18 protein-coding genes are annotated in these 22,297 nt (G+C 55.1%); 13 read left to right on the top strand and 5 right to left on the bottom strand.

Going from position 1 to position 22,297, the window contains the following annotated elements; genetic code table 11:
- The first annotated feature begins 9 nt into the window (after positions 1-9).
- The 7 genes from CEE69_RS11490 to CEE69_RS11530 all read left to right on the top strand — a co-directional run bounded on the left by CEE69_RS11490 (position 10) and on the right by CEE69_RS11530 (position 3,890).
- Complete coding sequence (locus CEE69_RS11490) at positions 10-642, top strand: hypothetical protein (protein WP_143549202.1); 633 nt, start codon at positions 10-12, stop codon at positions 640-642.
- A gap of 133 nt (positions 643-775) precedes the next feature.
- Entirely contained in the window at positions 776-1,231 is a 456-nt protein-coding gene (locus tag CEE69_RS11495) for a hypothetical protein (protein WP_099260800.1), read from the top strand.
- Positions 1,232-1,334: 103 nt separating this feature from the next.
- Complete coding sequence (locus tag CEE69_RS11500; protein WP_008657083.1) at positions 1,335-1,589, top strand: hypothetical protein; 255 nt, start codon at positions 1,335-1,337, stop codon at positions 1,587-1,589.
- A 532-nt stretch (positions 1,590-2,121) separates the two neighbouring features.
- Positions 2,122-2,367: a hypothetical protein gene (locus tag CEE69_RS11510; RefSeq protein ID WP_233215149.1), complete on the top strand. Its 246-nt coding sequence runs from the start codon at positions 2,122-2,124 to the stop codon at positions 2,365-2,367.
- Positions 2,368-2,452: 85 nt separating this feature from the next.
- The gene (locus tag CEE69_RS11515; RefSeq protein WP_233215150.1) at positions 2,453-2,785 is read left to right on the top strand and encodes a hypothetical protein; all 333 of its coding nucleotides are present in this window, start codon (positions 2,453-2,455) and stop codon (positions 2,783-2,785) included.
- 247 nt (positions 2,786-3,032) lie between these two features.
- Positions 3,033-3,593 carry an MT-A70 family methyltransferase gene (locus CEE69_RS11525; protein ID WP_233215179.1) on the top strand — a complete coding sequence of 187 codons (561 nt, stop codon included), beginning with the start codon at positions 3,033-3,035 and terminating at the stop codon, positions 3,591-3,593.
- A 15-nt stretch (positions 3,594-3,608) separates the two neighbouring features.
- Complete coding sequence (locus CEE69_RS11530) at positions 3,609-3,890, top strand: DUF1580 domain-containing protein (protein WP_037252868.1); 282 nt, start codon at positions 3,609-3,611, stop codon at positions 3,888-3,890.
- Positions 3,891-3,907: 17 nt separating this feature from the next.
- Here the strand turns inward: CEE69_RS11530 and CEE69_RS11535 are convergent, their stop codons facing one another.
- The 3 genes from CEE69_RS11535 to CEE69_RS11545 all read right to left on the bottom strand — a co-directional run bounded on the left by CEE69_RS11535 (position 3,908) and on the right by CEE69_RS11545 (position 6,453).
- Positions 3,908-5,161, bottom strand: a complete 1,254-nt coding sequence (locus CEE69_RS11535) for a tyrosine-type recombinase/integrase (protein ID WP_099260802.1) — start codon at positions 5,159-5,161, stop codon at positions 3,908-3,910.
- 609 nt (positions 5,162-5,770) lie between these two features.
- Complete coding sequence (locus CEE69_RS11540) at positions 5,771-6,151, bottom strand: hypothetical protein (protein WP_099260803.1); 381 nt, start codon at positions 6,149-6,151, stop codon at positions 5,771-5,773.
- The gene (locus tag CEE69_RS11545) at positions 6,151-6,453 is read right to left on the bottom strand and encodes a hypothetical protein (protein WP_099260804.1); all 303 of its coding nucleotides are present in this window, start codon (positions 6,451-6,453) and stop codon (positions 6,151-6,153) included. The genes CEE69_RS11540 and CEE69_RS11545 overlap by 1 nt, the downstream gene beginning before the upstream one ends.
- Positions 6,454-6,563: 110 nt before the next feature.
- Here CEE69_RS11545 and CEE69_RS11550 point away from each other — a divergent pair, with 110 nt between their 5' ends.
- Entirely contained in the window at positions 6,564-7,772 is a 1,209-nt protein-coding gene (locus CEE69_RS11550) for an AlbA family DNA-binding domain-containing protein (protein WP_099260805.1), read from the top strand.
- 32 nt (positions 7,773-7,804) lie between these two features.
- Here CEE69_RS11550 and CEE69_RS11555 read toward each other — a convergent pair whose 3' ends face one another.
- Positions 7,805-8,698 carry a hypothetical protein gene (locus CEE69_RS11555; RefSeq protein ID WP_099260806.1) on the bottom strand — a complete coding sequence of 298 codons (894 nt, stop codon included), beginning with the start codon at positions 8,696-8,698 and terminating at the stop codon, positions 7,805-7,807.
- A 49-nt stretch (positions 8,699-8,747) separates the two neighbouring features.
- A complete protein-coding gene (locus CEE69_RS11560) occupies positions 8,748-9,170 on the bottom strand; it encodes a hypothetical protein (protein ID WP_099260999.1) in 423 nt (140 codons plus the stop codon).
- 186 nt (positions 9,171-9,356) lie between these two features.
- On the opposite strand from CEE69_RS11560, the gene CEE69_RS11565 reads away from it, so the two are divergent.
- From CEE69_RS11565 to CEE69_RS11590, 5 genes are all read left to right on the top strand, one after another.
- Positions 9,357-10,259, top strand: a complete 903-nt coding sequence (locus CEE69_RS11565; RefSeq protein WP_099260807.1) for an anti-sigma factor family protein — start codon at positions 9,357-9,359, stop codon at positions 10,257-10,259.
- Between the two features lie 9 nt (positions 10,260-10,268).
- The gene (locus CEE69_RS11570; RefSeq protein WP_099260808.1) at positions 10,269-12,596 is read left to right on the top strand and encodes an efflux RND transporter periplasmic adaptor subunit; all 2,328 of its coding nucleotides are present in this window, start codon (positions 10,269-10,271) and stop codon (positions 12,594-12,596) included.
- 15 nt (positions 12,597-12,611) lie between these two features.
- Positions 12,612-16,589: an efflux RND transporter permease subunit gene (locus CEE69_RS11575; protein ID WP_099260809.1), complete on the top strand. Its 3,978-nt coding sequence runs from the start codon at positions 12,612-12,614 to the stop codon at positions 16,587-16,589.
- A gap of 757 nt (positions 16,590-17,346) precedes the next feature.
- Positions 17,347-19,038 carry an efflux RND transporter periplasmic adaptor subunit gene (locus tag CEE69_RS11585; protein WP_199169855.1) on the top strand — a complete coding sequence of 564 codons (1,692 nt, stop codon included), beginning with the start codon at positions 17,347-17,349 and terminating at the stop codon, positions 19,036-19,038.
- 12 nt (positions 19,039-19,050) lie between these two features.
- The gene (locus tag CEE69_RS11590) at positions 19,051-22,287 is read left to right on the top strand and encodes an efflux RND transporter permease subunit (RefSeq protein ID WP_099260811.1); all 3,237 of its coding nucleotides are present in this window, start codon (positions 19,051-19,053) and stop codon (positions 22,285-22,287) included.
- The last annotated feature ends 10 nt before the right edge of the window (positions 22,288-22,297 follow it).

A 22,297-nucleotide genomic window follows, 5' to 3' on the forward strand; every position in this document is an offset into this window, starting at 1 on the left:
AAAATCAACATGCACCAAACGAAAATGGAATCACTGCTCTTAGAGCATATCGCCCGCCACACGATTGCGATTGATCGGTACCTGCCGGCGGATAACCGTGAACGCGCTTTGCTGGTATTGGAGCGTCTTCATCGAATGGGCCAAATCAGCCAATGGACACATCAAAGCGGACTTCGTTACTGGACTCGTTCCGCATCGAAACCGTTATCAGACTCTTCGTTGGTGCGTTCGCTTGGTTTCCTCTTGTTCTGCCAACAACCGACACGGCGCCGGCTTACCAGCAGCGATATTGATGAATTCTTTCCTTCTCTGTTCAGGCACGGACTACCAGGCGGACATTACATCGACTGTGAAACAGACTCACCCTGTTTGGGGCGTGCATGTGTTGATACAGGAGCATCAAAGGTCAAACGAATCACCGTACGAGCTGGCGAAATGATCCGCAAGTATCGACAAAGTGAAGCCTTCAATGTGTTGCTAAAAGACAATCGCTTTCAAATCACATGGATCGTTCCAACAACGGCCAAGCAACACCGACTAACCGAAGCATTGGCTCCGCTCGTCTTGACGGGCGTCAACTGCCGCGTTTGCGCCATCCCTGAACTACTCAACGTCCTCGCTCCAATCCCCCAGCGGGTTTGAAAATGACTCTCGACCCGAGAGCAGAAAAAACAATGGGTAGGTGATCGTCTCCAATTGCTTGGCAAGCCCGGTAAGGGATTGTCAATCAAACGCCGTCTGGAATGAGCCAGCGACGTGAACAGGAGGTTACGTCATGAAAAAGATGACAGATCGCCTTGAAGGAAAGATGACCTCGGTTCGTTGGGTAGCTGAGATCATTTTTGTTCGGAGTGCAGATACGGTTCTGGATGTTCTTAGTGACATCTGGAAGGGACTGCGCTCAGTGATTCGACGAATAAAAAAGCTGTCTCGTTCGCACTCCTCGCAGACTGAGTGGTTACTCAGAAAAAGAGGGATGACGTCCGAGCTGCGTTGGATATTCGCGGTATTGCTTGTATGGCCAATGATGCTCATCCGCCTTGCCTTATTTGGCTTGGTGGCCGGGTTGTGGCTCATGCATGCACCACAAGTAGCAATGCAAACGTGGGAAGCCATCGCGAAAGTCGAATCATCACCCAATAAAAAAAGAACGCCGTCGGAGAATCGACCTCAGAAGAGGCTCCGAGACTTCAACGACGTTCGGGCTCGCGTAAGCGAGTTAACGCAGTAACCGGAGCAATGAGGTTCCGGTCTTAACCATACCGCCGGTGGATTCAGGAGGGCCTGTTCCATCGGCTTTCACTAACAGCGTGCATAGCACGCAAGGAGTACGGATGTCAAAAGCACCGATAAAGCGATTCGCAGTAGGGAATGGAATCAAGGCTTCGATTTGGGAGAACCAGTCGAAGAACAATGGTTCGTGGCTTAGCGTCACGATTACCCGAACCTACCGCGAGGGCGAAGAATTTAAAGACACCACGTCGTTTCGACGTGATGACTTGCTGTTCGTCGCCAAAGCGTCCGAATTGGCGTTTACGTGGTGTCTCAAGAAGGCGCAAGCCAGCAAAGAGGCAAAGAGCCGCGAGTAAAGGATGACAAACCGTCGGTGGGTGTAGCCCACCGGCTTCATGGATGTGAACGCAATGAATTCGATTGACGAAATAGGACTCCTTCCAATGGGAAGAATTTTAGTGACAGAGGCTGCAAATTCACGAATTCCGCCAGAGGAAATGCTGATGGCGATTCTGAAACATGGTCGCGGAGAATGGGGTGACATCTCTGACGAAGATCGGGCGGCGAATTCCGTCGCGCTCAATCGCAGTCTCCGAGTGGTCTCGCAGTGTCGAGCATCAAACGGGACTCGGTTTTGGATCATCACAGAACATGATCGCTCCCACACAACGATTCTTCTGCCGAACGAGTACTGAATCGCACTATCGGTTTTTGTCGCACAGGTGGCGACCGGGTTGTACCCAAGGTTTTGCCAGGCTGGACTTCCCAGCCTGGCACTTTACGAACTCGCTTTTGCGCGATGGGCAACCATCGCGGAGGGGCGAGTTTACAACGGGGAGTTCGTGCCCCTCTGTCACACGCGGACTTCCCTCCATGCATGGAGAAAAAATGAAAGAGAAAATACGCAGATACCTGTTGGTACGGCTGTTGCCCGAGGATTTGCTCGACGCAATCAGCGGACTTTACGACCTTCAAACCACATGGCTTGATCGTCGCAAATACAAGCTACCCGTCCACTGCTATCAAGACGTTCAAGACGCAAACGAGATTCTGCGTGAATGGATTGATGAAGCAGAGCAGGCCGGTTGGCTATCGCCTGAAGAACGAATAGATCGCGAGTTTGGCGTGAACTAATTCGAGGTATTTGACAGAAACCAAACACGTGTGGAGAGGGTGACAGCTCTCCACACATTTTTCAAATAAGCAAATCCGGAAACCAATGTCAAGCAAAACACATACACCGTACGCGGTTATCGGCTCCGAGAGCCTGACCTCCTCTCTGTACAAATCTGGCGACGAGTTGATCGGTTTCCAGTATCGGTTCAACATCACGCGACTCGACGCGATTTCGGGACGCGTCAGTCAATGGTTTGCACCTGCCGACGTGATCGCCCTAGTGAAACTCACCCAGGTCATTGCTTCGGAGCTACAGCACGACGGGTGCATGAATACTTGCCTCCGCGATGAATTGCGCGGTGTAGCGGTGCTTCTTGATGAGGCACTGGACAAACTCAAAACCGAACACGATTCCACAGGAGACAAGATTCGATGAGAAGCAAACTGGTGCATGAACTACGCCATGGCCTGCTGGTCGTGCGTGTTCGCAAAACAAAGTCTGGCGACTCAACGCGTCACAAATTGTCAATTCACAGACTCTACCGGAACGGTGACCTTTGGCACGAATCGAGTCGGCTGGGACGAGACGATATTCCATCCGTTCGCTTTTTACTCGATGAGGCCCACACATGGATCCTGTCGCAAGAAGCGTGCGAAGAAAGCTGTGAGGGAATACGCGAATGATGGATCAACGACCAAGCATCGTGGAGAGCCTTCAACCGTTGGTGGAAACGAATACTCGATTCAGCACAGTCTATGCGGACCCGCCTTGGTCATACCGGAACAAGGCAGCCAGAGGCGCAGCCGAGAACCATTACCGGACGCTTGAACTTGATGTGATCTGCGATGAACCGGTTTCAAAACTTGTGGAGCCAAACGCACATCTTCATCTTTGGACGACGAACGGATTCCTTCGCGAGGCGTTCACCGTAATCGATGCGTGGGGGTTTCAATTCAAGTCATGTCTTGTTTGGGTCAAGCCACAACTCGGAATGGGGAATTACTGGAGGGTTTCACACGAGTACTTGCTGCTAGGGGTCCGAGGCAGCATGCCATTCGTCGACAAAACCTGTCGTAGTTGGTTGATTCATCCGAGAACGCGGCACAGCAGCAAACCGTTCGCGATCCGACAGCTGATCGAGCGGGTCAGCCCTGGGCCGTATCTCGAACTTTATGGTCGCGTGGAGCAACCACGCACCCAATGGACAGTGTACGGCAATCAAGTGGAACGACGACTTTTCTAATTCTGGTCAACTCAAATGAAAATTGACGTTCAAAAAGAACAGCCGATCACACTTGCTGAGGTCCCAAAGTATGTACCGAAGCGTGGCGGGAAGAAGGTTCACTACTCAACAGTCTACCGTTGGACGACCAAGGGTGCGCGAGGAAGAGTGCTGGCATCCGTTATGGTTGGAGGAATTCGATACACAACTATTGAGGCAGTTCGTCGCTTCCTTGACGCCAAACCGGCAATGGCCAGCAAAGCGGATTCCTCGCTCGATGATGCAATCGAGGAAGCGCTTCGGGAAGCTGGACTGTGACCGCTGCTTTCGCCAAATCAGCCGACCGCTCGCGCGACCTTTTTGGCCAACTCCAGGTCTCGCTCAGCATAGATCTGCGTTACCTCGGCACTCTCGTGGCCGCAAACTACTTGAGCGGCTTCAATGCCAAATTCTCGACGAACTTGTGTTGCTGATGTATGCCGAAGTCGATTGGGTGCCGACTTCTCAATCTTCAGTTTGTCGCACGCACGATGAATTGCTCTCCGGTAACTATCCGTGAAGTATCGATCACGAGGGGTTCGCTTGGGTGTCTTGCGTCGATTCGTCCCCCGACGATTGCCGCAGGATAGCGGCGTCGTGCGAGCGGCTGCTGCTTTCGCCCGACGGCGTTCTTCGGATTCGGCCGGGGAGAAGCAGAACGAATTCGCTCTTCGTTCGAGATACGGCTCAAGCAACACCTGGGCTTTCGGTCCGATTGCGATCACGCGTTCTTTCTCGTGGTGCTCGGTTTTGTGCTCCGATGGCGTGTAAACCCAAACATCGCCGGAACGATCTACGTCACACGGACGAAGACTACAGACTTCCCCAGGACGTGTTCCCGTCAGTCTCTGAAGTCGGACCATATCCGCGACGATTCCAGGGAGGTTTGGAAGCGTCAATTCTACAATTGAATCATCGACACACTTAACGCCGGGTGATTCTCTCGCGGCGCAGCGACCTTTCTTCAGTCCCGCGAGTGAATTCAGTGACAGCGGCACCCCAGGGTCAACCAGCTCTTTGCCCGCCGCCCACTTGAACATGCGAACCAAACGTCCGACCTGTTTGTTGATGTGTTTCCGAGACCAATCAAGGTCGCTAATCATTTTTTCACGTAACGCATCGAGTGCGACGGGGCCAAAGTCATCCAGGAACTCAGTTGCGTGGTGTTTTCGCAGGATTCGGATCACGTCATCAATCAGCGTCGCTTCCCGCGTGATCTTGCCGTTTTTTTGGTAGTACTGCCGAGCGTGTCGCCGAAACACCAGCGCCAGTTCGTTGATCGTGATCGGAGATCCGGCGAACCGCTTTTTGCGAAGCGTTGCGGCGGTGATTCCAGACAGTTCTTTTTGGACGGAATCTTTGCTTGGCTCTTCGACCTGAACGGCGTCGCGTTCAGATTGCCAACGAAGCAGAACTTTTTGGTACTCCGCGTGGCTTTTGGGAGAACCGTGTGGCCCGAGATAAATTCGTTCGCCGTGGAGCGAAACGGTGGCCTGCATGGTGCCTTTGTGGAGGCAATACTTTGGCGGCCGATGAAAAAGACGTGGCATGTGCTTGACCCAATGTCAGAAGACAAAAGGGTAAGTGCTAGGGAATTACCCCCTAGCACTACCCTTTAGCAACTGGCTCTGAGCCGCACTGCCGACGATCGGCAGGTAACCTAAACGAAGGTTTCAGCAAGAGTTACAAAAGTTGCGGGAGCCGGATTCGAACCGACGACCTCGAGGTTATGAGGCTAGCCCGGAAAACTTCAAAAACACCGTGTTTGACGAAGATTCCGCGATCCTATATCCCTGTTTGCGCTTGTGCAACCTTTATCACTCTTTATCGACCGTTAGAAGTACTTCCTTTTCCGTGCACCCCCAAACAGGGATGACGAACGGGTGACGGAATATCGAAAGCGTGTAAGCGATGAGAGATACACGCGCACGGCATCTGCAGAACGTGAGTGGACGTGCCGCTGCCCTTGGAAGCAGTTTCTGCTTCACGGTCGGCGCACCAAACGATGAGTGAACTATTCACGGCTGGGTTGCCTTACCGCGACAAACTACTGCCAATTGAAGGCTGGTTCGGCCCGGCTTGATTGAAAGGCCGTTCTCCGGAACGGTCCATGCAAGTTGTCCCTTAAATATTGACGGGTCGACGCGTCTCAGATCCTCTCACAGGATCACTCGTTCTCGATGCGGCTGCGCCCCAGATCCGTTGGCACGCAGATGCTTTTTCACCTCGTAGGCCCATTTGCCCTGCCGCATCGGTGAAACATGTTCGTGTTCAATCTCGTATCCCGGAAACGGATCGCTCGGCAAATCGCTCAGTGAGATCGAAACCGAACATGACTTGAGCGCTGGCATCGGAACGAAGTCCGGCGTTGGCCGTTTGTCGATGATGCAAAAATCATCCATCGCGTACTCAATCTTGCTGTCGTACCAGACTTCGTGATCATCTTCGTTTCCACACAGAACAACTTGGTCTCGCTCCTCCATCGCGTGGTGAAGTTCTCGCCAAAAAAACGGCCCGTTGTTCGTTGAGAGCACAGCCATTAGTTGCACTGGTTCGACCAATCCAGTCGGGTCACCAGAGAATCGCGTTCGCAGATGTCCAATCGCCTTTCTTCGCCTGACGTGAACGATGGAAAGTGAAGTCCAAACTGCAGGCACAGTGGATAGGTCGCCGTCGCGTCGATCATTGCTCGACGTGTGTAACGACCAAACGAGTACACAGCAAACTCATGCTCTCCCTCACCTGCGAAACAGCACGCCGACGCATCGACCAAGAATTCATCCTGCTGGTCAATGCCGTAGGTCGGCCACTTCGTTCTGATTGTCTCCCAGTTCGGATCCATTATTTTGCCTCGCCTCGTTCTTCGCCAATCTAATGTCAAACGCTATCCTGTCTTAGGATAAGGCTACCGACAACGAGCCCAACTAAGTTGAACTTAGGAACAAAAGAACAATGATTCCGAAACGCATTGACGCAATTTCTGGTGACGATTTGCGAACAATCGTTTCCGAAGGAGTGAAGGAGGGACGGACCCTTGAATTTAAAGAATCATTGCCAGGACGCGGGGACTCTGATCGCAAAGAGTTTCTCGCTGATATCACCTCATTCGCCAACACATCCGGTGGCGATATCGTGTACGGGATGAGGGGTGAACGTGATGCAGATGGAAAGACCACTGGCGCAGCGTCAGAATTCACGGGGCTAAAGGAGATCTCGACAGACGCCGAAACGCTGCGGCTAAAGGAGATGGTGCTTCACGGCGTCGCACCCAGAATCGTCGGTCTAGACGTTGTCGAGATCGAGGGCGGTGATGAAGGCCCAGCGATACTCGTCCGCATCCCAGATAGCTTTCAGAAACCACACATGGTGACTTTCAAAGGAAGTTCACGATTTTACGGACGGACGAGCGCTGGAAAGCACCAACTCGATGTCGGCGAGATCCGAACGGCTTTCGTCCAGTCGGCAAAACTACCGGAGATGCTTCGAGCTTTCGTTCTTGACCGGCTGACGATACTGCTTGACGACGCTGCCTCGATTTCATTGATCGACGGCCCGATCGCTGCAGTCCATTTCGTCCCAATTTCAGCGATGCTCGGTTCGCACAAAATTGATCCTCGAGACATCGAGCACCCCCAATCGCTGAACTTCGCTCCGTTTGGAAGGGACGGACTGGAGCGAATTAACTTAGACGGTTACGCGAAGTACACAGCGACCAGCGAAGCTGATCGAGCACGAATCTATGGACAATTGTTCCGAAACGGTGCCGTTGAATTTGTTTCATCATCCGTACACGTTAAGAACAGCGGCGAGTCGAGTGATTTTTCCGCTACGCACCTATGCAACGACCTGCTAACCACGCTCATAAAGTTGCGGAATCTCTACCATCATCTCGACGTCGATCCGCCCTATGTCATCTTCGTATCGCTCTTGAATGTCGCACCTTGTCAAATTTACCTACCGGAACGGTTCCGACATTTCATCGACACGGTCACAATCAAAACGAACCAAATCACATTCTCCGAACAGCTGATTGACGAGCCGATCCCCGATGACCGTTCGCTTCTCGCCAACATACTTCGCCCACTATTTGATGAAATGTGGCAGGCGTTCGGCATAAAGCAATGCATGGACTTTACACAAGAAGGCGAGTGGCCCTCTTAAGTTTTCGGTGATCCGGTCTTGGGCGTTCAACATCAAAACGCTGGTGGAGTGATTCCCTTGGCTTTGAGGGCCGCAAGGTACTTGTCTGGTTCGGCGACCAGCTTTTTGGCACAGCCGGGGCAGCAGATGTAGACGGCTTTTCCGTTGACATTGACCTTGCCTGGGACGCCCATGCCGCCCAGCGGTTCGTCCATCACGGGACACGTCTTCTGTGCGGCGATGGCGGCGGCGTCGGCGAGCGTGGATTTAAAGACGCCCTCGCGCACCTGTTCGCCTTTGGCGGTGTAGTACTTGGTGAGGTACTGGTCGGGTGAGGCTTCGACTTTCTTGGTACAGCCCGCACAGCAGACGAAGAGTGACTTGTCACCGATCGTGATCTTGGGTGGCTTTCCCATCGAGCCGAGCGGTTGACCGCTGACGGGACAGGTGGCTTGCAGGCTGATAAGCAGTTCGTCAGAGAGCTTACCGCTGGCGAGCTTGCCCATCGCGTGAAAGACCAGAGGCTGGCTTCCGATGTTGGTGATTTCGACATTCATGTGCAACGGTTGGTCGACGACTTTGGAAAGGTCGACGCCAACTCCAATCGCGAGATTCTTGAGCGTTTTGAGTTGGTAGGTGTATTCCTTCTCGCTGTCACCAACTCGAAGTTTCAGTGTACCGGTCGCGTCGGGCGGGGCGATGGGTTGATCGTTCTTGCCAAGAATCATGAACATGATGCCTTTGTCGGCGATCACCGTTTCGACTCGGCGGTCGCCAACGGTTTGTACCGTGCCACCGTGTGGGCCAGATGCCGCAGTGGCGTGGCTGTGGCCAGCGTGGTTGTGTGCCGCGTGGTCGTGTCCGGAGTGGACGTCCTGTGCGGTCGCGAGTTGGGGGGATGCGAACAGTGTGGCCGCGACAATTGCAGTGAGAATGCGAAGTTTCATTGATACAGTTCTTTGAAAAAAGAGATGGTGCAGGGTGATGAACGTGGGACTACTGATTCAACTTGGCGAGGTACTTGTCTGGATCGGCGAGCAGTTTGTCTTTGCAGCCGTCGCAGCAAATCCACACTGACTTGCCGTTCACATCGACCTTTTCAGGGGCTCCCATGGTTCCGAGCATCTCACCGCTGACGGGGCACATGTGCTGAGCCATGGCGGACTTGTAGTCTTCCGGCGAAAGCTCTTTCAAACCGGGCATCATCTTGGCCATTGGCGAATCGGAATCGGCGGTGGCGTGGTCGCCGTGATCGTGATCGGCGTGGTCGCCATGGTCATGGTCTGCGTGGTCCTCGGCCGTGTCGCTGATGGGAGTCGCGGGTGGCGTCACAGGATCGGATTCGGGCGAGCTGCAGCCGTAAATGCCGAGAATGAGCAGCCCGCCGAGTAGAAACGGGATGAATTTCGTGAGTCGCATGGGGTCTTGCCTTCGCGGATGAGGAGGGCGAATTTTTCGATTGACGTGCATTTGGATACTTGGGCGGTCGCTTTCTTCACGCGATGCGGAAAGAATTCTGCAAATTCACTGAAATGCGTGAATAAACAGGTACTTCGGGCATCAAAAACACATCAGCAGAAGCGTCTCCCAGAGAATGAGCGGGTTATGTCAACCAACGATTGCAAAACGGTGCAGCCATATCTGTCGGCTTATCACGACGGCGAGCTTGCGGCTGGACAAGCGGCAACGGTGGCGAAACACGTTGAGTCATGCGAATCGTGTGCGGCAGAGCTGAGTTCGTTCAGGTCAATCGGGTCGGATTTCGCTCAAACGCCCATCCCAGCAAAACCGTCTGATCTGTGGCAGCGAATTGAGCGTGAACTTCCGATGGCCGCTGAGCCGGTGACCTTGTCGCGACGGTTTAGCGTTTGGATTCGCGAGTCGCCGTACGGCGCGGGGCTGGTGTCGTTGGCCGCGTCGATTCTGTTGTTGCTCGGTTTTGGACTTTGGTACGGCGGCGATCAGGGTAGCGTGAATAACACTGCCGGCGGCATGGCGATGCATTCGCATGAAGGCGAAGAAGGCATGTCAGCTGACCACATGCTCGAGTTCGCTGGGGTGATGGATGACTATTTACAGAAGTTGCCCAACGACCCTGACGCAGCGGAACAGATGCTGCTTACCAAGTACGACGGTGAAAAAGTCGACGCGGACGGAGCAGTTAAGTTGGTCGGCTATCGACCGATCGTCTCGGGCGGATTGCCCGAGGGATATTCGCTGGCATCAACCAGCGTCTTGAAAATGCCTTGCTGCACGTGCGTAAAGGCGGTTTGCAAACGCAACGACGGTTCGACGTTGGTTCTATTTGAACACGACGACGAAGAGACGGCTTGGTTTGGCGATCGCCGCCAGAGCATGGCGACGTGCGGCGACAAAGATTGCTGTCTCGTCGATCTCGATTCCAGCATCGCGGCAACTTGGAAGCAAGGTACTCGAAGCGTCACCGCCGTCGGCGTTCGCGACCAAGAGGAAGTGGCGAAGCTGGTGACCTGGTTAGACAAATCCTAAAGCGGACTCATGAACGAATTCTTCAAACAACACCGCGGGAAACTCTGGATTGCACAAGCGGTGGCGTTTGTTCTGCTCGGTGTCTTCGTCGCTTCGTGGTTTGGCGGCGGCTCGGATGAGCCGAAAGTGTCCTCGAGTTCCGATACGTCGAATTCGGAGGCAATGCAAGGGAAACCGACGATTTGGACTTGCTCGATGCATCCGCAAATCCGTCGCGATGGTCCGGGAAGTTGTCCGATCTGCGGGATGGACTTGGTTCCGGTGAGAGAATCGGCCGACGGTGTTCGCACCGTTTCGATCAGCTCTGAGATCAAGAGTTTAATGAACGTTCAGGTCAGCCCCGTGCGTCGGCAATACGTGACGGCCGATGTTCGGATGGTGGGCAAGATCGAGTACGACGAAACACGACTTGCCCACATCACGGCTTGGGTTCCCGGCAGGCTCGAACGCATGTTCGTTGACTATACGGGCGTCGAAGTCAACAAGGGCGACCACATGGTGCAAATCTACAGCGAGGCACTCTACACCGCGCAGGAAGAGTTGCTTGCCGCCACTCGGCGGGACCGGCCGCAAAGCTCATCGCGTTTCATCGAACCACTCGATCTTGCCGAATCCGCTCGCGAGAAACTGCGGTTGCTGGGACTGACGCCAGAACAGATTCAGACAATCGAGCAACGTGGTAAGTCATCCGAAACCGTAACGATCTATTCGCCGGTTGGCGGCGTGGTCGTCGGCAAGTTGAAACAAGAAGGTGATCGCGTACAGACCGGCGACCGAATCTACACTGTCGCGGATTTGAACCACTTGTGGGTTCAGATGGATGCTTACGAATCGGACCTAGCTTGGTTGCGGTACGGGCAAGACGTCGAGTTCACGACCGAAGCTTATCCGGGCGAGGTTTTTCACGGTCGCATCGCGTTCATCGACCCGGTGTTGAACGAAGATACGCGAACGGTGAAGGTTCGCGTGAACGTCAGCAACGATGACGGCCGACTGAAGCCGGAGATGTTCGTGCGGGCGATCGTGAAGAGCAACGTCGCGGCGGGCGACCGAGTGCTTGATGCGTCGTTAGCTGGAAAGTGGATCAGCCCGATGCATCCCGAGATCGTGAAAGATCAACCGGGCGACTGCGACATTTGCGGGATGCCATTGGTACGGGCCGAATCATTGGGCTATGTCACCGCGGAACCGACCAACGCTGCGAAGCCGCTGATCGTACCGACGTCAGCCGTGTTGCTGACCGGCACACGAGCGATCGTCTACGTTCAGATTCCCGACGCAGACAAGCCGACTTATGAAGGTCGCGAGATTGTGATCGGTCCGCGAGCAGGTGACTTCTATCTGGTGAAGTCCGGTCTCAACGAAGGCGACCTCGTTGTGACCAACGGAAACTTCAAGCTCGACAGTGCGCTGCAGATTTCTGCGAAGCCCTCGATGATGACACCTCAAGGTGGTGGCGGCGGTGGACACAACCACGGCGGTATGGAAATGCCAAAGGCAGATGAAGGTGTCACGATGAACGCGAGCCCGATGGAGTTGGTGCCAGCGGTACGTGATGCGATGCAAGGCATTGTTGAGCAATACAAAACGATTCAAGAAAAGGTCGAAGCAGCGAACCTCGCAGAGATTCGTGCCGGCTACGACGAACTGGATAAAGCGGTCGAGGCGGTGCCAGCAGACTTGATCGGCCCCGACATGCGACCGCAGTGGTTCGAGATTGCGATGTTGTTTCGCAATGACGTCACTGAAGGCCGCGAGGCCAATTCCATGCGAGAAGCCGATCGGGTGTTTGCATTGACTCGCCAGCACGTCGATCAAATGAAGGTTCAGTTCCCGCTGCCGATGTCTCACGACGAAATGCAGATGCCAGCCATGACAAACATGGACGCTCCGCCAGAAGTGACTCAGCAATTGAACGGCTTTGTCGGTCCCTACTTGGGAGTTGGCAAGGCGCTCGCGGCCGACGATCTGGAGAGTGCGAAGCAAGCCGTCGAGCCGTTGCATCAGCGATTGGCTTCATTGCTGCCGATCGTCTCTGAGTCCAAAGCGGTCGAGATGTGGAACAAAGAGAAACGCGACTTGTCCGAGATCGTCGCAAGATTGCAGAAAGCAAGCGACCTCGCCGCCATGCGGAGCGGATTCGCGTTGCTGTCTGAGCAGATGCTGAGCCTGGAGCGGATGTTCGGCCTTCCCACCGACGCGGCTCTTTACGAACTGCATTGCCCGATGGCGTTTGAGGGACGTGGTGCATCGTGGATTCAGTCCGACGATGCGGTTCGCAATCCGTACTACGGCCCGTCGATGCTGAAGTGTGCCGACAAAGTCGAAAAGTTGTAGGCCAAGTAATCCAACATGACTGACAACGATGAAACCATTGAAAACGCGAAACGCTCGATGCTCGGCCGGCTGATCTGGTTCTGCCTGACCAACAAGCTCGTTGTGTTGTTGCTGGTCATTGCCACGCTGGGTTGGGGCGTCATGGTCGCGCCGTTTGACTGGGACACCGGCGTGTTGCCTCGCGATCCCGTTCCCGTCGACGCGATTCCCGACATTGGCGAGAACCAACAAATCGTGTTCACGCAGTGGATGGGTCGCAGCCCACAGGACGTCGAGGACCAGATCGGTTATCCGTTGACGGTTGCGCTGTTGGGCATTCCCGAAGTCAAGACGATCCGCAGCTATTCGATGTTCGGCTTCTCGTCGATTTACATCATCTTCGGCGAAGACGCAGACTTCTATTGGTCGCGAACGCGAGTGCTGGAAAAGCTGAACAGCTTGCCCGCCGGTACCTTGCCCGATGGCGTGCAACCGACTCTCGGACCGGACGCGACAGCATTGGGGCAGATTTATCTTTACACGCTCGAGGGCCGCGATCCTGATGGCAACCCGACCGGCGGTTGGGACTTGCGAGAGCTGCGAACGATCCAAGATTACTACGTTCGCTATTCGTTGACTTCAGCGGAAGGGATCAGCGAAGTCGCGTCGATCGGCGGATTCGTTCAGGAATACCAAATCGACGTTGATCCCGATGCGATGCGGGCCGCTGGAGTGACGCTTGCGAAGGTGTTCGAGTCGATCCGCATGACGAACGTTGATGTGGGAGCTCGGACGATCGAACTGAACAAGGCGGAATACGTCATCCGCGGTCTTGGCTTCATCGAGAACATCGAAGACATCGAGAAGACGGTCGTAAAAGTGACGGACAACGTGCCGATCACGGTGGCCGACGTAGCCAACGTGTCGCTTGGACCGGCGCTACGGCGTGGTGCGCTCGACAAGGCCGGTGCCGAAGCCGTCGGCGGAGTCGCGGTCGTGCGTTACGGATACAACCCGCTGGCAGCGATCAAGAACATCAAACAGCGTATTAAGGAAGTCTCGCCAGGCCTGCCGACGAAGGTGCTTGTCGATTACACAAAGACGTCGGCCGATGAAGTTGATCTCTACGCCGACCGGCATGACCTGGAACCGATCACGGGAGCGACGGCCAGTAGTGATGCTTGGGTGAAGCATCTTCGTGGCATGCCTCAAGAACAGTGGCCGACGTGGATCACGACCAGTCAAGTCGCGGTTGTGCCATTCTACGATCGCACGGGGTTGATCTACGAGACGCTGGGCACGTTGAACACAGCGCTGTTTGAAGAAATCCTCGTGACGATCATCGTGATCTTGGTGATGGTCATCCATTTGCGCAGTTCGTTCCTGATCAGCGCTTTATTGCCGCTGGCGGTGTTGATGTGCTTCATCGCCATGAAGACGTTTGGCGTGGACGCAAACATCGTGGCGTTGTCCGGCATCGCGATTGCGATCGGGACGATGGTCGATATGGGGATTATTCTCACCGAGAACATTCTCAAATACCTGGATGAAGCTGCGCCCGAAGACGACAAAATGACGGTGATCTTCAAAGCGGCTCACGAAGTCGCCGGTGCGGTGCTGACCGCCGTGACAACGACCGTGGTCAGTTTTCTGCCAGTATTCACGATGATCGGTGCGGAAGGAAAGCTGTTTCGTCCGCTCACATTCACCAAGACGTTTGCACTCGCGGCATCCGTCATTGTGGCGCTGACAATCATTCCGCCAGCCGCCCACGTGTTGATGGGCGGGCGCATTGAGTCAAAGAGTTTGCGTCGCGGGGCTTGGTTCGCTTTGCTGATTCTCGGCATTGCCGCGTCGATACTGCTGACATGGTGGATCGGTGCAATCTTGATCGCGCTGTCGGCTTACAAGTTGTACGAAGAACGCATCCCCGAACGCTATCAACGCTACGGACCGTACACGGCGAGTGCTGTCGCCGCTCTGGTCGTCGGCGTGTTACTGACGCAGGAGTGGTTGCCGCTGGGACCGCAGAAAGGTTTGCTGCTGAATCTCCTGTTCGTTGGCGGATTGATTGGTGGCATCCTCGGATTCTTTACCGTCTTTCAACGATTCCTGTACGAACCGATCCTGCGTTGGTGCCTGAATCACAAGCTCGCGTTTCTCTGCTTGCCAACTGCGATTCTGTTGTTCGGTGGATCGGCTTGGTTGGGATTCGACAAGGTCTTCGGTTTTGTCCCCAAGACGTTCTCGATGGTTGGCATTTCAGATTCGACCGTTCGGGAGTCCGGTCCTTGGAGAACAGCAACCAACGCACTACCGGGACTCGGCAAAGAATTCATGCCGCCGCTCGATGAAGGTTCGTTTCTCTACATGCCCACCACGATGCCTCACGCTTCGATCGGTGAAGCGATGGACGTGTTGCAGTTGCAGAACCAATTGCTCGTGTCGATCCCCGAAGTCGAATCGGTCGTCGGCAAGATCGGTCGCGCCGACACTCCGCTTGATCCGGCACCGGTGTCGATGATTGAAACGTACATCACCTACAAGTCGGAATACAAAACCGACGAAGACGGTCACCGGCTGAACTTCCGCTATGACACGGAAGCAAACGAGTATGTCCGCGACGACGACGGTGAGCTGATCCTTGATCCCACCGGTCGTCCGTTCCGGCAATGGCGAGACGAAATGCGCACGCCTGACGACATTTGGCAAGCGATCACGACGGCGGCCCAGATTCCAGGCACGACGTCCGCCCCTAAATTGCAGCCGATCGCGGCTCGGATCGTGATGCTGCAAAGCGGCATGCGTGCGCCGATGGGAATGAAGGTGAAAGGCCCGGACCTGGAGACGATCGAGCGGGTTGCGCTGGAATTGGAATCGCTGTTGAAGCAGATTCCAACGGTCCAATCGTCAGCCGTCATCGCTGACCGCATCGTCGGCAAGCCGTACTTGGAGATCGACATCGACCGCGACTCGATCAAGCGATACGGACTGCACATTCGCAGCGTGCAGGACGTGATCGAAGTTGCGATTGGCGGACGGCAAATCACCACGACCGTCGAAGGTCGTGAGCGTTTCCCGGTGCGAGTTCGTTACGCCCGCGAACTGCGGGACGATCTCGAATCGCTCGAACGGATTCTAGTTCCAACGCCGACCGGATCGCAAATCCCGCTCGGACAACTCGCCGACATTCGCTACACGCGAGGTCCGCAAGTCATCAAGAGCGAAGACACGTTCTTGCTGGGGTACGTGCTATTCGACAAGAAGCCAGGCGAAGCGGAAGTCGACGTTGTCGAAGATGCTCAGGCGTTCCTGCAAGCGAAGATCGACTCGGGCGAGTTCACGCTGCCAGCCGGAGTCACCTACACATTCGCAGGCAACTACGAAAACCAAATCCGATCGCAGAAGACACTGGCAATTGTGTTGCCACTCGCACTCGGGATCATTTTCTTGATCCTGTATCTGCAATTCAAATCAGCCATCACAACATCGCTAGTCTTCAGTGGCATCCTGATCGCGTGGGCGGGCGGTTTCATCATGCTGTGGTTGTACGGAACCGAATGGTTCCTCGATTTCAGCTTACTCGGCACCAACATGCGTGAGCTGTTCCAAGTCAAAACGATCAACCTGAGTGTTGCCGTTTGGGTCGGCTTCCTGGCTCTATTCGGCATCGCCAGCGACGATGGCGTCGTGATCGCTTCGTACCTCGACGAGAGCTTCCGCAAGGACCGCATCGAGAGTGCCAAACACGCTCGCGAAGCCACCGTGGCTGCGGGTCTGCGTCGAGTTCGACCGTGTTTAATGACCACGGCGACGACAATCCTGGCATTGATTCCAATCCTGACATCGACCGGCCGCGGCAGCGACATCATGGTGCCGATGGCGATCCCCAGCTTCGGCGGCATGGTCATCGCAATCATCACGATGTTCATCGTGCCGGTCTTGTATTGCAGTGCGATGGAGTGGAAGTTGCGGCTGGGTATCCGAGACGAACGCTTTGCGAAGGACGCTTGAGGGAAGATGGGTTAATCAGACTCCCACGTGGGCGTGTTGGTATGCTAATCGCCTGTTTTGCGGCTGGCTATGCGAGAATGACAGGACAAAGCGGGCAGCATTTGCCGATAAACTGGACTGGACGCAAGGCTAGCTTTGGCCTACAATTTGACTAATTAACTCTAAATTAAGATACACCAACTGACACGATGTTTCGGCTGCTTTTCCTATCGTTTATCGCACTGCGAGTTGTCGCGTGCCCGGTCTGTTGCCAGGGTGCGTTTGACAATCGTTTTGTAAGCGATGTGGCAGTTGTGCATCATTCTTGCGGTTGTTCTGGTGAACAGAACGCGACTTGCGATGACGATGGCGTTCCACCAGCGAAATCACCCTGTCCTTGCGAGACGGGATGCGACTGTCAAGTCACGGCTGAGCTGAGCCATCGGACGATTGTCGAATTTCAGCTCGCCGTGGATCTCGCTCCGCTGAGTTTGGAGACGCTTGATCTCTCGGAGGTCTTGGTTTCTCGATTCGAGCATCAGCCTCGTCCATTCGATCTCTTGACGGGTCGCTCGGTGCGCGTTGCGCACTCTTCTTGGCTGCTCTAAGCCGCGACTAGGTCTCTTCGTCTGCTGACCGGCGAACTCGGTTTGTAATTCCGGCTACGGATTTGCTTGCTCGGATTCTAGCTTCTGGTTGGCGGCGATTCTGGTCGTTGTATGCGCTCGCGGTTGTTGCGTGCGCTGTTTAAGCCGTCTTTAGCCAGCAAGGTTTACCAATGAGTCATCCGCTTGCCGATGCGCCGAGAAAAAGTCCTCGGCAAGAACCCGTGGAGCCGTCCGTCAATGGACACAAGGTCCCCGCCGCCGAAACTGAAATCAATCAGGACGCCGAATCGAAACCTCGCGGTCCCACTCGCCGCGGCATCTCGTTGGTGCTAGGCAGTATCGGACCGACCTTGGTTTTGGCCGGGTTCGCAGCAGTGTTTTATTACGGGCATCACAACGATTGGCGGATACCCAAATTCGCCGCACTGACCGGCGATGTCGAACCGGTTGTCGATGATTGGTGTGAAGAACATGCGGTGCCGGAGTCCATTTGTGTCGAGTGTGATCCGACGTTGATGGCCAAGGGGCCTGACTACGGTTGGTGCAGCGTCCACGGCGTCCACAACTGCACGCTCGACCATCCCGATGTTGCCCAACTCAAAGAAACACCCACTGTTCCGGTCGAAGATTTAGAACGTGCGGCTCGTGCATTGGCGATTGCGCATCGCAAAGAAAACAACAGCGCTTGTGAGGTCTACCAGTCACGAATTCAGTTTGCTTCGATCGAGTCGGTTCAACAAGCTGGCGTCGATGTTGAACTGGTCGAGCGTGCCCCGATCACCGAGTCGATCGTTGGTAACGGCGAAATCATCTACGATCCAACGCGACAGGCGAGCATGGCGTCGCGGGTGCCGGGAAGCGTTTGGAAGGTCACCAAGAACGTGGGCGATCCGGTGGAGGTTGGTGAAGTTCTGGCGGTGATAGATGCGGCGGGAGTTGGCGAGATCAAAACGGCCTTACTGCGGGCGCTGGCGGAACAAAAACTTCAACAGCAAAACGTTTCGCGATTGAGCAGCGCTCGCGCCGCGATTGCCGGTTCCCGAATTTTGGATGCGAACGCGGCGTTGGCGAAAGCTCAGGCGGACGTCTTGGCGGCGGAGCAATCGCTGCGGAATTTGGGACTGCCCGCCGAAGTCGGTGAGTTGCAGGGCTTATCAGAACAACAGGTGCTCGATCGCTTGCGATTGCTGGGAATTCCGGACGAGCTTCGGACGCAGTTGAACAGTCGAACCGTCACGTCAAACCTGCTGCCGATTCGATCGCCAATCCAAGGTGTCGTGGTTCAGCGGAGTGTTTCCGCGGGCGAAGTCGTTGATCCGACGCGGATTCTCTTTCAGGTTGCCGACGTTCGCCAAATGTGGTTGACGTTGAACATTCCGCTAGAAAGCTCCGAGCAGTTGGCGATCGGTCAGCCTGTCGAGTTTCGCGCCGACGGTAGCCGCGATGTCGTCACCGGAACATTGGACTGGATTAGCACTTCGGCAGACAACACGACGCGGATGTTGCAGGTTCGAGCCGTGTTAGATAACTCGGACGGACGCCTCCGCAACGAGACCTTTGGGATGGGGGAGGTGATCCTGCGGAAAGAGTCTGACGCGATTGTGATCCCAACCGGTTCGTCTCACTGGGAAGGTTGTTGCCAAGTCGTCTTTGTTCGCGACAAGGACTACTTCGCCAGCCCCGAAAGCTACAAGGTTTTCCATGTCCGCTCGGTTCGATTGGGAGCGGTCAATGGCGATGTGACAGAGATCATTTCGGGTGTGTTACCGGGCGAAGTGATCGCGACTGACGGCAGCGACGTGCTGCGGGCACAACTTCTCAAGAACAACCTTGGTGCAGGCTGCGACTGCGTCGCCGAATAAAGGATTGCACGGATGCTTAACTACCTCATTGATTTCTCGCTCAAGCACCGCGCCTTGGTCATCTTGGCCGCGTTGTTGTTCGCTGGCGTTGGCGTGTTCTCGCTCCAGCAACTGGACATTGACGCGTTCCCGGATACGACTCCGGTTCAGATTCAAATCAACACGGTCGCTCCTTCGCTAGCGTCGGAAGAGATCGAGCGACAGATTACGTTTCCGGTCGAGCAAGCGATCAGCGGGTTGCCGGGCCTGCATGAGTTGCGTTCGATTTCAAAGTTCGGCCTGTCTCAAGTCGTTGTGATCTTTGACGATGGCATCGACATCTACTTCGCCCGACAACTGATCAACGAACGGCTTTCCACCGTCGAGTTGCCCGACGGGATTCAGCGACCGCAAATGGGGCCGGTTTCGACAGGGTTGGGCGAGGTCTTTCACTATGTGCTGGTTTACGAAGGTGTTGATTTCTCCAAGGTCGCACAACAAGAACGCATCAAGCGGATGACGGAATTGCGTACGATCCACGACTGGGTGGTGAAGCCCCAGTTGCGTTCGGTTCGCGGCGTTGCGGAGGTCAATAGTTGGGGTGGTTACGAGAAACAGTATCAGGTTCGACTGCAACCGGATTTGTTGGTGAAGTATGGATTGACGTTCGAGCAAGTTAGCGAAGCCATCGAAGCGAACAACGAGAATGTAGGTGGTGGGACGGTTACCGACGGCAGCGAAATGTTGTTGGTCCACGGCGTCGGTCGAACGGTCAATCTGGAGGAGATCAAGGATGTTGTTATCACCGCCAAAGATGGCGTGCCAGTTCGCATTCGTGACGTGGCGGAGGTGGAAATCGGACACGAAATCCGACGCGGGGCGGTCACGGCGAATGGACGCGGCGAGGCGGTTTTGGGACTCGGGTTCATGCTGATGGGCGAGAACAGTCACGACGTGACGTGGTCCATCAAGGAAAAGATCGCGAGCATCCAAGAAACGTTGCCAGCAGGCGTTCGGATTCAAACGGTTTACGACCGCACCGAATTGATCGACCACGTGATTCACACGGTTCAAAAAAATCTCTTTGAAGGTGGTCTGTTGGTGATCGCGGTGTTGTTCATCTTTCTGGGGAATCTGCGAGCAGGTTTGATCGTCGCGGCAGCGATCCCATTGTCGATGCTGTTCGCATTTTCAGGAATGTTGAAGTTTGGCATCGCCGCCAGTCTGCTGAGCCTGGGTGCGATCGACTTTGGGTTGGTCGTCGATAGCAGCGTCGTGATGATCGAGAACTGCGTGCGGCATTTGGCACACAACCGGGACGGCAAAAGTCGACTGGAGATCATTCGCGAGGCGGCCATCGAGGTTCGCAAGCCGACGATGTTTGGCGAGCTAATCATCATGATTGTCTATCTGCCGATCCTGACGCTCGAAGGGATCGAAGGCAAACTGTTTCGACCGATGGCGATCACCGTCATCATGGCCTTGGCCGGTTCGATGGTCCTGTCGCTCACCCTGATGCCGGTTTTGGCCAGTCTGTTCTTGCCGAAGAACGTCCAAGAGAAAGAGCCGTTGTTGATCCGCGTGCTCAAGCGACTTTATGCACCGGTTCTTCGGTTCACGATGCACCACAAGACCTTTGTGATTGGTGCGGCATTGTTGTTGTTGGTCAGCGTGTTTGGCTTGGTGGCACCGAACCTTGGCAGCGAGTTCGTGCCGCGACTTTCCGAAGGTGCGATCACGATCAACGTCGTGCGTCTGGCTGGCACAACGCTGGAAGAATCCATGCGATACAACACGCAAATGGAGCAAGTGCTGCTGGACAAATTTCCTGATGAGGTATCGCAGGTCTGGAGCCGCATCGGTACGGCGGAAGTTGCGACCGATCCGATGGGAACTGAACTGACAGATTTGTTTTTGACCCTGCATCCACGCGAACAATGGACGAGGGCGGAGACGCAGGAAGAATTGGTCATCAAGGTTCAGGAAGAACTTCGAGACCTGCCCGGCCCTCGATTGGCGATGTCCCAGCCAATTGAGATGCGAATGAATGAGATGATTTCGGGCGTTCGGTCGGATGTCGCGGCGATTCTCTATGGCGATGATCTTGATTTGATGGTCGAAAAGGCAAGCGAAATTGAACAGGCGCTCAACGCCATTCCCGGCAGCGAAGACGTCAAGGTCGAACAGGTGTCTGGCCAACCCGTTTTGCAGATTCGTGTCAAACAAGACGAGATCGCACGCTACGGGGTGTCGGCCAGCACGATCATGAATCTTGTGCGTTCGTTAGGCAGCCATCACGTCGGCGAAGTGTACGAAGGGCAATTGCGTTTCCCGCTGATCATTCGCTTGCCGGAAAAGGCGCGAGCCAATCCGGACGCGATCCGTCAAATTTTAGTGGCGACGCCTTCGGGTGAACGCATCCCTTTGTCACGCTTGGCCACGATCGAGAAGGTCGAGGGGCCGAACACCATCAAACGCGATTGGTATCAACGGCGAATCACGATCGAAGCGAATGTCCGTGGACGCGATCTGGGTAGTTTTGTCGCTGAAGCTCAACGCACAATTGACGAAAAGGTCCAACTGCCACCGGGACGCTACCGTGTCGAGTGGGGTGGCCAGTTTGAAAATTTGCAACGTGCCCAACTGCGGTTGATGATCGTTGTTCCCATCGCCCTGTTAATGATCCTGTCATTGCTCTACGCGACCTATCGCAACTGGGTGGACTCGTTACGAGTGTTCACCGGCGTTCCCTTCGCTTGGATCGGCGGAGTGTTGGCACTATGGGTTCGCGACATGCCGTTTTCCATTTCGGCTGCCGTTGGATTCATCGCATTGTCGGGCGTTGCAGTGCTGGACGACATGTTGCTGGTTTCAACGATCCGGCAACTCCGGCGGCGTGGTCGCTCACTCGATGAAGCGGTCGAGGAAGCCGCGATGACGCGATTGCGTCCGATCCTAATGACGACGCTTGTCGCCAGCCTTGGTTTCGTGCCGATGGCGTTCAGTACCGGCATGGGCGCCGAGGTGCAGCGACCGTTGGCAACGGTTGTGATCGGCGGCGTGTGTAGCGCAATGATCATGAGCTTGCTCGTTTTGCGAGTGCTCTATGTGGTCTTCAACCTGCCGGTTGAAAAATTTGACGGAGATGGTGGAGATGATGATGGTCATCAACTCAAACCCAACGACCCGACCGACCCGGAGTCGGAGCAGCCTTCGGATTCCGACGAAACGTTTGAATCCCAGAAGCTGCCCGAGCGGCTGACGGTCTAACCCTTGATTC

It is taken from the genome of Rhodopirellula bahusiensis (assembly GCF_002727185.1).
In the GTDB taxonomy this organism is placed as follows: domain Bacteria; phylum Planctomycetota; class Planctomycetia; order Pirellulales; family Pirellulaceae; genus Rhodopirellula; species Rhodopirellula bahusiensis.